Raw genomic sequence first — 12,705 nt, forward strand, 5'->3', positions numbered from 1 at the left:
GCGATGACGCTGACCGCCCATATCCCCACGGCCAATGCCAGCCGTTACCTTCAACAATTGTGCAAGCATTGGAGCCACAAGTTCGAGACGGAATTCGACCCGCAATCGGGTATCATCGCCTTCCCGATGGGGCCGATCCGCATGGCCGCGCAGGGCGACGCGCTGGTCGTGACGATTGATCCGACCCCGGACGCAAATGTGGCGGCTTTCAAGAAGGTGGTGGCGGACCATCTTGATCGCTTTGCGTTTCGGGAAGCGCCGCTGACCTTTGACTGGAAATAGGCTGCGTGTTCCCGCGTGCGCGGGAACACGTTATTCCTAGATTTCCCCGATCATCTCCGCCAGCACGGCCAGACAATCCTTGCCCAGTTGCGCGGAACGGGCTGGCGACCAGCCGAAATCGGCGTCGGGCAGGTCGTCATTATCCTTGAACGGCATTTCCAGCGTCATCGCCACCGCGCCAAAGCGTTCGGCAAGCTGGTTGGTGGACATGGACAGGTTCGCCCGCCCCTGCCCCGCCACAGGATAGCCAAGCCGCGTCTGGAAATCCGGCGTGCGCGCCGCCAGCGTGTCGCGATAGCGATGGTAGAGGGTCAGTTGCCGTTCCGTGATGGAAGGGATGCCTTCAAAGCCGGCGATGAACACGGCCGGGATCGCTTCGTCGCCATGCACGTCCAGGGCAAGGTCGACGCCGGTTTCGTCCATCGCCGCGCGGACCAGAAATACCTCCGGGCTACGCTCCATCGACGGTTCGTGCCATTCGCGGTTCAGGTTCACGCCCGCCGCGTTGGTGCGCAAATGGCCGCGGCGGCTGCCGTCCGGGTTCATATTGGGCACTAGATGGATCGTCGCCTGTTGCCTGAGCAAACGCGCGACCGAATCCTCCTCGTCGCACAGGCGTTCCAGCGCGCCTTCCATCCACCATTGCGCCATGGTTTCGCCCGGATGCTGACGGGCATAGAGCCACACCTGTTTGGGACCGTCGCCTATGGTCAGCAGGTCTAGCGGCTGGCCATCCAGCGTCAGCCCCAGTTCGCGGTGGGTGACGCCCGGCTGGCTGGCGGCAAAGGCGATCAGATCATGGTGGCGCTCCATCGAATAGGGCGCGAAATAGGCGACCCACAGCGCATTGCTGTCCGGTTCCAGCCGAATCGTGAGCGTGCCGTCGGCATAGCTGGTATCGGCCTGGGTCCAGCTTTCGCGATCTTCGCTGATCCGCGCCCTGTAGCCGTTCCAGCCATCGGGATAGGCCGACCCGGCACAATTGACGATCGCCAGCTCCACCGATCGCCCGGCAGCGTTGGCGAGCCGAAAATGGAACCATTGATAGAAATCGCTCTGATGGTCGGTCACGATTTCCAGCTCGGCGCGAACATGCTCCGGCGTGTCGGTGATGGAAAGGACGCGGATATTGCCGCTGTCGAATGCGCTGGTGATGGATATGGTCATTTGACGGTTATAGTGCGGCCGGATTCGCCCGGATAGCCCTCGATCAGCGCAGCGTTCAGCTTTTGTGCGGCGAGGCCCGGCTGCGCGGCTGGCGTGCCTTCGCGCGCCTCCGTCAGCGCACGCCCTTCCCAGATCATCGTCGAATCGGCGCGGCGGCGAAGCTGAACGTGCAGTTCGGTCGTCACGATATCCTTCGGCTTGCCCGACAGGTTGATGCCGACGCCCACGCCCATGCCGGAAAAGCCACCGCTGCCGATACCGCCGCCTACGCCGACGCTGACCGGCCTGTCACTGCCACGGTCGACGCCCGACGGGCGAAAGCTGCGGCGGAAAGCGACGCTGGCGACATAGTCGCTGGTCTCCCCTGCCGATACGGGCGTGAAGCCGACACGCTGCCATTCCTGCGCCACGGCGGCGGCATAGGTGCGGAATTCCAGGCTGACGTCGGGATTGCCGCGCATCTCCTCCACCGCGATCGTGCCGCTGCGTGCGGGATTGCCGATATGGAAGCGCGTAACCTCCACCGGGGGAATCGCCGTCGCGCACGCGCTGAGGGACAGGGCAAGGCTGGTGGCGAGGATCAGGCGCTTGGACATGGCATCTACTCCAACGGGGGCATATCCGCTAAACGACGCGAACAGCATAATTCCTTCAACGCTCCAAGCCATCAACTTGCTGCATGAAGGATGAACGGGGGCAAAAGTCTTGCCAGTGGACTTGACTTAAGCCCTCTCCGCCCATAGGGGCAGCGCTTCGATTTTCCGCTAAAGCCAGATTCTAAGAAGGCAGACTTCCATGAAGATCCGCAACTCGCTCAAGTCGCTCAAGGACCGTCATCGCGATAACCGCGTGATCCGCCGTCGCGGCCGTACCTATGTAATCAACAAGACCAACCGCCGCTTCAAGGCCCGCCAGGGCTGAAGCCATGCGGTGAGGCCCGCCACCGTCGATCGCGACGGTGCGGCGGCGCCTTTCCAATGTCGGACCTGCGTGTCCTGTCCGAGCGCCTGATCGATGCCGATCAGGCGCTCGACGCATTTGTGCGCCATCGCGCGGTCGCGCCAACGGCCTGATCTTCCCGCGACGCAAAAAAGCCATCCACGGGCGGACCCATGGATGGCTTTCGCCTGCACAATCCGGGTGACCCGGTCGAACGGGCCGGGTCAGTCCCCCTGCCCGTCAATCTTGGCAATTTCGTCGTCCAGATCGCGCAGCACGTCGGCGCGGACGCGGTCGGTCATGTGCGCGGTCCTTGCGACCTGGGCGCGGGCCGCCACCAGTCCCGCACGCGCCGCGCGATGGGCCTGCGCTTCGATCTGCGCCTGGCAGATGCGTACGCGGATGGTGCGGCGACCGTCACCATCCACGCTTTCACGCTGGCTGACGGTCTGGCTGCCCTCACAGCCGTTACGGACGTCGACCCGCGGCACCATGCGGCGGATTTCGGCGTCGGTCGGGATATGGTGGCGCTCGACCCGGCCATCGGCATGGGTGACGACGATGGCGCCCTTTTCCTCCCGAACGGTTACGGGCGGCACATGGGGAACGGGCGGGACGGGCGCTACCGGCGCGACCATATCTGCGGCAGGGACGATCGGAGCGGGTGGCGCAGGCGGCGGTGCGACGGCCATGTCGGTGTCGATAGTCGCTGCTGTCGGGACAGCTGCAACGTCGGGAACGTCTGGCGTCTGCGGCACGCTGGCGGCGGCGGGTTTGGCGACCAGATCGGACAGGCGCGCAAAGTCTGCGGTTTCCACCGTGTCGCTGATGGCGGCCATCTGCTGCGCGGCGCGGCTGCCCGACGCCGTGAGCGCGAGGCCCGTAGCCGTCACCATCGCGACGGCGGCCATGCCCCAACTGATCCGGTGGAGTGAAATTTCGTGGCGCGAAAGCATGATGAGCCTCCCCTTCAATGTTGTAATACGAGTGAGATGACAGGCGGCGGCGAACTGGCGGCCACCAGCGGCCTTCAGGATCGCGCGACCATAAATATGGGCCTGATCCTGGCCATAAAGCGCCAGTACGCGGGCGTCGCAGGCCGTTTCCTGATCGGCGCGATAGGCGCGATAGGCGATCCAGGCGATGGGATTGCACCAGTGGATGGCGAGCAGCGCGAGCGCAATCATGTTCGCAGCCAGATCACCATGGGCATGATGAGCGCGTTCATGCGCAATCGCCATTTCCTGTTCCAGCGCGTCATAGCGCAGCGCAAAATCGGCGGGCAGCACGATGAAGGGTTTGAGCACGCCGAAGGCAAGCGGACCACTGGCATGCGGGCTGGTGATCAGGCGGACACGGCCTTCCTCGCCAATCGGCGTGGCGCCGGTGAGCATGTGCCGCCGGAACCGCGCATAGCCGACCGCCTGTATGACAAGGAAAGCCAGCATCCCGGCAAACCAGACGCCGATGCCGACCTCCAGCCAGGGAAAGCTCGCCTCCGCCGCCACCTGCGGCGCCGGCGCAACGGCCAGCAGATCGGGCAGGCCAGCCTGATCGACGGCGACATGCAAGGGAGAGGGGCTGGCAACGTCGCCGGGCAGCGCGGGCAGCAGCATTCGCGCAAACGGCACCGCCCAAAGGCAATAGGCGGCCCCCGCCCCCAGCCAGCGCGCCACCGGCCGTCGCAACAGCATGACCAGCGCCATCAGCAGCGTCGTGGCAATCAGCGTTTCAACCATCCAGACGCTCATGATTTCAGCCCTTTCAGGATTGCCTCAAGCTCGGCAATGTCATCGTCACTCAACTGATCCTGGCTCGCCAGCTGCGCCACCAGCGGCGACACCCGCCCGCCGAACAGCCGGTTGACCAGCCGTCCCGATTCGCTGGCGACATAATCCTCCCGCGCGACAAGGGGCCGATAGAGGAAGCGGCGGCCATCCTGATCGGCGGCGATCACATCCTTGGCCATCAGCCGCGACAATAATGTCTTGACCGTCTGGGCGCTCCAGTCGCGCGCGGCGGTGACGCGATCGGCCACGTCATTGGCGGTGAGCGGCGACTGTTCCCACAGCGCCTCCATCACCACCAGTTCGGCTTCGCTGATCTTTTCACCCACTTGCGCCACGCGACTCTCGCTTCCTTTTCCAACTACAGATGTAGTCGCATTGATTACGACTGTAGTCAATAGCGATAAGGCCGCCTCGTCAAAGGCGCTCGACGCAGCGTGAAAATGTCGGAATTTTTGACAGAAGCCTGTCAGCGGTGCGCGCCGTTAACCCTTGTAACCGCGGATTTTCGCGCTTCGATCGTTGTGGCACGGCGGTTGCAGCTTTCATTGCATAACCCACCGTGTAACTACCCTGGGGGTGCTGCCAGGTCTCCGTCGGCACCCCCAACCCGGTGAAACCCCCATAGTCGGCACAAAAAAAGGCGGCCCGATCAACGGACCGCCCTGCATGGCAGCATATTTCTGTCAGGATCAGCTGGCCGCAGCGACCCCCTGGTCCGTCATCAACTGATGCAGTTCGCCAGCTTCATACATTTCCATCATGATGTCGCTGCCGCCGATAAATTCGCCCTTCACATAAAGCTGGGGGATGGTCGGCCAGTCGGAAAAGGCCTTGATCCCCTGCCGCACGGCCTGGTCCTGCAAGACGTCGACCGTTTCATACGCGACGCCGAGATGTTCGAGGATCGCGATGGCGCGGCTGGAAAAGCCGCATTGGGGGAAGAGCGGCGTACCCTTCATGAAGAGCACCACGTCATTGGCGCCCACGATTTCAGCAATCCGCTGATGCACGGCGTCGGTCATGATCGAAAGTCCATTCCTGTCTGGCACCGCTTGTGGGCGCGAATCTGTGATGCGTGTCTAGTTGGGAACCGCGGTGGTCAGTTGCAAGGCGTGCAGTACGCCGCCCATCCGTCCACCAAGCGCCGCGTAAACGGCGCGCTGCTGCGCCACCCGGCTCATCCCGCGGAAACTTTCCGACACCACCCGCGCGGCATAATGGTCGCCATCCCCGGCCAGATCGGTAATTTCGACATCGGCATCGGGAATCGCCGCGCGGATCATAGCGGCAATGTCATCGGCGGCCATTGGCATCGGTCGTGCCTTACTGCGCTTCGATGAACATGCGGCGGGCGACCACCGCTTGTTCTTCCAGCGCGGCGCGCACGCCCGGCTCGTCAATGTCGATACCGGCCGACGTCATGTCGCCCACCAGCTTGCGGATGACGTCTTCGTCACCGGCTTCCTCGAAATCAGCCTGCACCACCGCCTTGGCATAGGCATCGGTTTCTTCCGGCGTCAGCCCCATCTTCGCCGCCGCCCATTCACCCAGCAGGCGGTTGCGGCGCGCCTGGATGCGGAACTGCATTTCCTGATCATGCGCGAACATATTTTCAAAGGCCCGTTCGCGATCGTCGAAAGTCGTCATGCCCAAAAGCCCCACTGAAACCTGATGGTAGAAAAAGAGATAGGAAGAAGCGCGTCATTACGCAACGACGGGGATGGTCCAGGGGCGATCCTGCGCCATTTTTGCTTCATAGACGCCAATGCCATCGGCATCGCCCAGCGTCAGGCCGATTTCATCCAGTCCCCCCATCAGGCAATGTTTGCGGAACGGGTCAATATCGAAGCTGAAACGATCCTGAAACCGGGTCGTGACCGTCTGCTGTTCCAGATCGACATGGATTTCGTCGGGCGTCCCTGCCGGGCCTTGCGCGACTTCCATCAGCCGATCGATCGCCTGCTGCGGCAGAACGACGGTCAATATGCCGTTCTTGAACGCATTGCTGGAGAAAATGTCGGAAAAGCTGGGCGCGATCACCACCCGGATGCCCAGATCGTCCAGCGCCCAGGCGGCATGTTCGCGGCTGGAGCCACAGCCGAAATTGTCGCCTGCAATCAGGATCGGGCTGCCGGCATAGGCCGGATCGTCAAAGACGTTGCCCGGCTCCTTGCGCAGCACTTCAAACGCGCCCTTGCCCATGCCGTTGCGCGAAATCGTCTTGAGCCAGTGCGACGGAATGATGATGTCCGTGTCGACATTCTTCATCCCGAACGGATAGGCCTTGCCCTCAACCGTCGTCAGCTTGTCCATCAGCGCGCCTGCTTTGCTTCCGTGGCGGGAATATCCTCGGCCCGACCCAGCGTCGCGGCCATCGCCGCGCTTGCCAGTGCGCCCAGCGTGAGCAGCCAGAAGATCTTTTTCACAGTGCCATCCCCTCTTCTTTTTTCAACAGTTCGCGCACGTCGGTCAGCCGGCCGGTGATCGCCGCTGCCGCCGCCATTGCAGGCGATACCAGATGCGTGCGCGCGCCCGGTCCCTGACGGCCCATGAAATTGCGGTTGCTGGTCGATGCGCAGCGTTCGCCGGACGGCACCTTGTCCGGGTTCATGCCAAGGCAGGCCGAACAGCCCGGCTCGCGCCATTCAAAGCCCGCCTGGGTGAAGATGCGGTCCAGCCCCTCGGCTTCGGCCTGCCGCTTGACCAGACCCGATCCCGGCACGACCATGGCATGCTTGATGCCGCTCGCGATATGCCGCCCGTCGAGCAAAGCCGCAGCAGCGCGCAGATCCTCGATCCGGCTGTTGGTGCAACTGCCGATAAAGACATGCTCGATCGCCACGTCGGCCAGTTTCTGCCCCGCGGTCAGCCCCATATAGTCGAGCGACTTTTGCGCCGCCGCCCGCTTGGACGCATCCTCGAAACTGTCGGGGTTCGGCACCACGCCCGTCACCGCAACAACATCTTCAGGGCTGGTGCCCCAGGTGACGGTCGGCACGATGTCGGCGGCGTCGATCACCACCGTCTTGTCGAACACAGCCCCTTCATCGGTCGCCAGCGTGCGCCACCAGGCGACGGCAGCATCCCAGTCGGCCCCCTTGGGCGCCATCGGGCGGCCTTTCAGATAGGCGAAAGTCGTTTCGTCAGGCGCGAACAGGCCCGACCGTGCGCCTGCCTCGATCGACATATTGGCGACGGTCAGCCGCCCCTCGATCGACATTTCGCGGAACACCGAGCCGCGATATTCCATGACATAGCCGGTGCCGCCAGCGGTGCCAATATGGCCGCAAATCGCCAGCGCGACATCCTTGGGGGTTACGCCAAAGCCCAGTTCGCCTTCGACCACGACCTGCATCGTCTTCGATTGCTTGAGCAGCAATGTCTGCGTCGCCAGCACATGCTCGACCTCCGACGTACCAATGCCGAAGGCCAGTGCGCCCAGCGCGCCATGCGATGATGTATGACTGTCGCCGCATACCAGGGTCGTGCCCGGCAGGGTGAAGCCCTGTTCCGGCCCCACGACATGGACGATGCCCTGTTCCACATCGGCGTCGCCGATCAGGCGGATGCCGAATTCGGGGGCATTGCGTTCCAGCGCGGCGAGTTGCTGCGCGCTTTCCGGGTCGGCGATCGGGATGCGATTGCCATCGGCGTCGCGGCGCGGCGTGGTGGGCAGATTATGATCCGGCACGGCCAGCGTCAGGTCCGGCCGCCGCACCGATCGCCCAGCCAGGCGAAGCCCCTCAAACGCCTGTGGCGACGTCACCTCATGCACGAGGTGGCGATCAATATAGATCAGGCAGGTGCCATCCGGGCGGCGCTCGACGACATGCGCGTCCCAGATCTTCTCATAGAGGGTGCGGAGCTTAACCATAGTGGTTCCCCCCCTAGACCCGGAAAGATCGGGGGAAAAGGGGGAAGCGGGCAGTAAACGACACTTTTGTCCATCTGGTCGGCAACAATGTTACACAGCGCGATAATCCGCGACGATCCGTCCGGCGGCGCCGATCTCGGCCTCATGGCTGTCTTCACGCCATGTCTCGGCCAATGCGGCCTTTTCCCATGCCTGCATGGCGGGCAATGCGAGCATATGATCGACCCAGGCCTGCCCCACAGGGCCGACATCCAGACCATAGGTGCGTACGCGGAATGCGACCGGGGCGTAGAAGGCATCGACGGCGGTGAAGGCCGAACCGGCCAGGAACGGCCCGCCGAAGCGCGCCAGACCTTCGGACCAAAGCTCCGCCAGACGCGCAATGTCCCGGTTGAGCGCGGGCGAATGCATATGCGGTTCGACCCGTACCCCGACATTCATCGTGCAATCATTGCGCAGGGTCGCAAAGCCGCTGTGCATTTCCGCCGTCGCGCATTGCGCCCAGGCGCGCGCGGCTTCGTCCGTGGGCCAGACGGCCGGATGGCGATCGGCGAGATAGAGGGTGATGCCCAGCGAATCCCAGACCGTGCGGTCGCCATCGATCAGCGCAGGCACCTGTCCCGTCGGCGAAAAACTGCGGAAAGCGGCATAGTTGCTGGCCTGCGCAAAGGGCTCGATCCGGTCGATGAAGGGGATGTCCAGCGCGGTCATCAGCAACCAGGGGCGCAGCGACCAGCTGCTGTAATTGCGGTTGGCGGTGATGAGTGTGTAGGGCATGGCATGGCTCCGCTGATACAGGCAGGTCCAGCCGTATCGCATGGGCATGGGGCCGTATAGCCGCAACCAGCGACGCAAAGCATAAGGCTGGCTTATCTGGTGCAAGACCTAGCCAAGCCCTTGGAAGGGCGGCACAAGGGGGCATCACGGGCGTTACATCATTATCGCCCTTCCCCAGACAGACGGAGTTTCCTGTCGTGAACCGACGCCAATTCCTTGCCACCAGCGGTGCGACCGCGCTGACGGCCGCCACCACCCCCGCCTTTGCCCAACCCGCTACGGCCGATGCCCGGCTGCGCGCCATGCTCGATGGTTTCTTTTACGAACGGCTGGCGGATTCGCCCGAACAGGCCACCCGGCTTGGCCTCGACACCGGGGAACGCGCGGGGCTGCGGGGCAAGCTGAGCGACACGTCCGCCGCCGGGGTCGCGCGCGATCTGGCGCGCAGCAAGGCGCAGGCGCGGCAACTCGCCAGCATCGACCGCGCGGCCTTGAGCGATGCGTCGAAGCTGGACTATGACGTCGTCACTTACCAGCTTGCGCGCTCTATTGGCGGCGAACGCTTCGGCTATGGCGAGACGGCGGGCCGCTATGCGCCCTATGTGCTGAGCCAGCTGACCGGCAGCTATCGCGAGACGCCTGACTTTCTTGATTCGCAACATCGGGTCAGGGATGCAGCGGATGCCGATGCCTATCTGGCCCGGCTGGAAGCCTTCCCAGCGTCCATGGACGGGGAACTTGCGCGGCAGAAGGCGGATGCCGCCAAGGGTGTGTTCGCTCCCGACTATATTCTCGACACGACGCTCAAGATGCAGGCTGCGCTGCGCGATCAGCCGGCCGCGCAGACCGTTCTCGTCGCTTCCTTTGCCAAAAAGCTTGCTGCCGCTGGCCTGCCGCCCGGACGTGCGGCACAGGCTGAAAAGATCGTGGCGGAAAAGATTTTCCCCGCGCTCGACCGGCAGCGCGCGTTGGTGCAGGCATTGCGGGCCAAGGCCAGCCATGACGCGGGCGTATGGCGCCTGCCCGACGGCGAAGCCTTTTACGCCGCCGCTGCCGAAGCGGCGACCACCACCGCGCTGACCGGCGATGAAATCCATCAGATCGGCCTGGATCAGGTGGCGCAGATCAGCGCACGCATCGACACGATCCTGAAGGGCGAGGGGATGAGCCAGGGGAGCGTCGGCGAGCGTCTGGTCGCGCTGAACCAGCGCCCCGACCAGTTGTTTCCCAACACCGATGCGGGCCGAGAGGCGCTGCTGGCGCAACTGAACCTTCAGATCATCGCTATGCAAAAGCGGCTGGGCGAAGCCTTCAACACCGTGCCCAAGGCGCCGGTTGAGGTCCGCCGCGTTCCCGTGACGATCCAGGCCGGGGCACCGGGCGGCTATTATCAGAACGCCTCGCTCGATGGGTCGCGCCCCGCCATCTATTATATCAACCTGCGCGACACGTTCGACCGACCCAAATTCGGGCTGGCGACGCTGACCCATCATGAGGCAGTGCCGGGTCATCATCTGCAAGTGTCGGTCGCGCTGGAATCGGACGCCATTCCGATGATCCGGCGACGCGGCGGCTATAGCGGCTATTCGGAAGGCTGGGCGCTCTATTCCGAGCAGTTGGCGGACGAAATGGGGATGTTCGACGGCGATCCGCTGGGGCAGGTCGGCTATCTCCAGTCGTTGCTGTTCCGCGCGACGCGGCTGGTCGTGGACTCAGGGATGCACGTCAAACGGTGGAGCCGGGAAAAGGCGACCGACTATCTGATCGCCACCACCGGCATCGCAAGGGGTCGCAGCCAGGGCGAGATCGACCGTTACACCGTCTGGCCAGGACAGGCGTGCAGCTACAAGATCGGCCACACGGTCTGGAACGATTTGCGCGCCGAGGTGAAGAAGAAGCAGGGCGCCGCTTTCGACATCAAGGCGTTTCACGACGTGCTGACGCTGGGCGCGATGCCGCTCGACATATTGAAGCAGACGGTGCGGCAGCGGGCAGGCATTGTTTGACGCCAAGAAGCGATTGAATGCAGTGTGTTCCCGCGCAGGCGGGAATCCAGTTCAGACGGCGGGACTGGGTTCCCGCCTGCGCGGGAATACCAACGCCCACTAAAACGGAAAGAACGACCCGGCGGTGCGCCGCCGGGTCGTCAAGTCCTTCCACCCAAATCGCGGAGGAGTGTCGAATACCCCGCGAACTGGCTAGTTCAGCAGCCGTCAGGCCGCAAACTGGTTCATCGTATTGTGGACGCCGCCCGCCTTGAGCGCGGCTTCACCGGCGAAATAATCCTTGTGATCGTCGCCAATGTCGCTGCCGCTCATATTCTGGTGCTTCACGCAGGCGATGCCCTGACGGATTTCCTTGCGCTGGACGCCTTCGACATAGCCGAGCATCCCTTCTTCGCCGAAATAGGTCTTGGCCAGATTGTCGGTGCTAAGCGCCGCGGTGTGATAGGTCGGCAGGGTGATCAGGTGGTGGAAAATCCCCGCCCGCGCCGCTGCATCCTTCTGGAAGGTGCGGATCCTGTCATCCGCTTCCCGGCCCAGATCCGTGTCGTCATAATCGACACTCATCAGGCGCGCCCGGTCATAGGCGCTGACATCCTTGCCCGCTTCGACCCATGCATCATAGACCTGCTGACGGAAGTTCAGCGTCCAGTTGAAGCTGGGCGAATTGTTATAGACCAGCTTGGCGTTGGGGATGACTTCGCGGATGCGGTCGACCATCGAGGCGATCTGCTCGATATGCGGCTTTTCCGTTTCGATCCACAGCAGGTCCGCGCCATTCTGGAGCGAGGTGATGCAGTCGAGGACGCAGCGGTCTGCGCCAGTGCCTTCGCGGAACTGGAACAGGTTGCTGGGCAGGCGCTTGGGCCGCAGCAGCTTGCCATCGCGGTTCAGGATGACGTCGCCATTCTTCGCCGTCGCGGGGTCGATTTCCTCGCAATCCAGGAAGCTGTTATACTGGTCGCCAATGTCGCCCGGTTCCTTGCTGACCGCGATCTGCTCGGTGAGGCCGGCGCCCAGCGAGTCGGTGCGGGTGACGATGATGCCATCGTCGACGCCCAGTTCCAGGAAGGCGTAGCGGCAGGCGCGAACCTTGGCGAGGAAGTCCTCATGCGGCACGGTGACCTTGCCGTCCTGATGACCGCACTGCTTTTCGTCGCTGACCTGATTTTCGATCTGGAGCGCGCAGGCGCCCGCCTCGATCATCTTCTTGGCGAGCAGGTAGGTCGCCTCCGCATTGCCGAAGCCCGCGTCGATATCCGCAATGATCGGAACGACATGGGTTTCATAATTGTCAATCGCGTGGGTCAGGCGCTGCGCCTCGACCGCGTTGCCGCTTTCGCGCGCCTTGTCGAGATCGCGGAACATCAGGCCCAGTTCGCGGGCGTCGGCCTGCTTGAGGAACGTGTATAGTTCCTCGATCAGCGCGGGAACGCTGGTCTTTTCATGCATCGACTGGTCAGGCAGCGGGCCAAAGTCGCTGCGCAGCGCCGCGACCATCCAGCCCGACAGGTACAGATATTTCTGCTTGGTCGTGCCGAAATGCTTTTTGATCGCGATCATCTTCTGCTGACCGATGAAGCCGTGCCAGCAGCCCAGCGACTGGGTGTAGTTGGCCGGGTCCAGATCATAGGCGGCCATGTCGCGGCGCATGACGCCAGCGGTATATTTCGCAATGTCGAGGCCGGTGTTGAAGCGGTTTTGCAGCTTCATGCGCGCGACGGATTCGGCATTGATGCCGTCCCAGGTGCCGGGATGGCTGCCGATGAGCTGCTGCGCCTTTGCGATATTGTCCTGATAGGTCATGAGCCGTCCTTGCGTGGGAAGTGAGCTGTTGCGGCATGCCCTAATCCCCTCTGTTGCAGTGCGGCAG

The 12,705-nt window shown here is 63.3% G+C and carries 14 protein-coding genes; 3 read left to right on the forward strand and 11 right to left on the reverse strand.

The genetic code is table 11. The features are described 5' to 3' along the window. Positions 1–3 precede the first annotated feature (3 nt). Complete coding sequence (locus tag IWY39_RS06870) at positions 4–282, forward strand: DUF2218 domain-containing protein (RefSeq protein ID WP_107124198.1); 279 nt, start codon at positions 4–6, stop codon at positions 280–282. A gap of 36 nt (positions 283–318) precedes the next feature. Here the strand turns inward: IWY39_RS06870 and IWY39_RS06875 are convergent, their stop codons facing one another. Next, the gene (locus tag IWY39_RS06875; RefSeq protein ID WP_107124199.1) at positions 319–1,449 is read right to left on the reverse strand and encodes a M14 family metallopeptidase; all 1,131 of its coding nucleotides are present in this window, start codon (positions 1,447–1,449) and stop codon (positions 319–321) included. Next, positions 1,446–2,045 carry a hypothetical protein gene (locus IWY39_RS06880; RefSeq protein ID WP_107124200.1) on the reverse strand — a complete coding sequence of 200 codons (600 nt, stop codon included), beginning with the start codon at positions 2,043–2,045 and terminating at the stop codon, positions 1,446–1,448. Before IWY39_RS06880 ends, IWY39_RS06875 begins: the two co-directional genes overlap by 4 nt. A gap of 199 nt (positions 2,046–2,244) precedes the next feature. On the opposite strand from IWY39_RS06880, the gene ykgO reads away from it, so the two are divergent. After that, entirely contained in the window at positions 2,245–2,370 is a 126-nt protein-coding gene (gene ykgO / locus IWY39_RS06885; RefSeq protein ID WP_003046794.1) for a type B 50S ribosomal protein L36, read from the forward strand. A 242-nt stretch (positions 2,371–2,612) separates the two neighbouring features. Here the strand turns inward: ykgO and IWY39_RS06890 are convergent, their stop codons facing one another. The 8 genes from IWY39_RS06890 to IWY39_RS06925 form a co-directional block, all read right to left on the reverse strand. Further along, complete coding sequence (locus tag IWY39_RS06890; protein WP_107124201.1) at positions 2,613–4,139, reverse strand: M56 family metallopeptidase; 1,527 nt, start codon at positions 4,137–4,139, stop codon at positions 2,613–2,615. Continuing rightward, the gene (locus IWY39_RS06895) at positions 4,136–4,504 is read right to left on the reverse strand and encodes a BlaI/MecI/CopY family transcriptional regulator (protein WP_026002094.1); all 369 of its coding nucleotides are present in this window, start codon (positions 4,502–4,504) and stop codon (positions 4,136–4,138) included. Before IWY39_RS06895 ends, IWY39_RS06890 begins: the two co-directional genes overlap by 4 nt. 363 nt (positions 4,505–4,867) lie before the next feature. Continuing rightward, positions 4,868–5,200 carry a Grx4 family monothiol glutaredoxin gene (gene grxD, locus IWY39_RS06900; protein WP_017181403.1) on the reverse strand — a complete coding sequence of 111 codons (333 nt, stop codon included), beginning with the start codon at positions 5,198–5,200 and terminating at the stop codon, positions 4,868–4,870. A 57-nt stretch (positions 5,201–5,257) separates the two neighbouring features. After that, positions 5,258–5,491, reverse strand: coding sequence for a BolA family protein (locus IWY39_RS06905; RefSeq protein WP_026002095.1), 234 nt, complete (start codon positions 5,489–5,491; stop codon positions 5,258–5,260). Positions 5,492–5,501: 10 nt separating this feature from the next. Further along, a complete protein-coding gene (locus IWY39_RS06910; protein WP_017181405.1) occupies positions 5,502–5,825 on the reverse strand; it encodes a DUF1476 domain-containing protein in 324 nt (107 codons plus the stop codon). 57 nt (positions 5,826–5,882) lie between these two features. Then, a complete protein-coding gene (gene leuD / locus IWY39_RS06915) occupies positions 5,883–6,491 on the reverse strand; it encodes a 3-isopropylmalate dehydratase small subunit (RefSeq protein ID WP_017181406.1) in 609 nt (202 codons plus the stop codon). Between the two features lie 109 nt (positions 6,492–6,600). After that, positions 6,601–8,052: a 3-isopropylmalate dehydratase large subunit gene (leuC, locus tag IWY39_RS06920; RefSeq protein WP_107124202.1), complete on the reverse strand. Its 1,452-nt coding sequence runs from the start codon at positions 8,050–8,052 to the stop codon at positions 6,601–6,603. A gap of 90 nt (positions 8,053–8,142) precedes the next feature. Continuing rightward, a complete protein-coding gene (locus IWY39_RS06925; protein WP_107124288.1) occupies positions 8,143–8,829 on the reverse strand; it encodes a glutathione S-transferase family protein in 687 nt (228 codons plus the stop codon). Positions 8,830–9,026: 197 nt separating this feature from the next. On the opposite strand from IWY39_RS06925, the gene IWY39_RS06930 reads away from it, so the two are divergent. Further along, positions 9,027–10,835: a DUF885 domain-containing protein gene (locus IWY39_RS06930; protein ID WP_107124203.1), complete on the forward strand. Its 1,809-nt coding sequence runs from the start codon at positions 9,027–9,029 to the stop codon at positions 10,833–10,835. A gap of 207 nt (positions 10,836–11,042) precedes the next feature. Here the strand turns inward: IWY39_RS06930 and IWY39_RS06935 are convergent, their stop codons facing one another. Further along, a complete protein-coding gene (locus IWY39_RS06935) occupies positions 11,043–12,638 on the reverse strand; it encodes an isocitrate lyase (protein ID WP_107124204.1) in 1,596 nt (531 codons plus the stop codon). Positions 12,639–12,705: the final 67 nt, after the last annotated feature.

The sequence above is a fragment of the Sphingobium sp. JAI105 genome, from assembly GCF_015752145.1.
GTDB classification, from domain to species: domain Bacteria; phylum Pseudomonadota; class Alphaproteobacteria; order Sphingomonadales; family Sphingomonadaceae; genus Sphingobium; species Sphingobium xenophagum.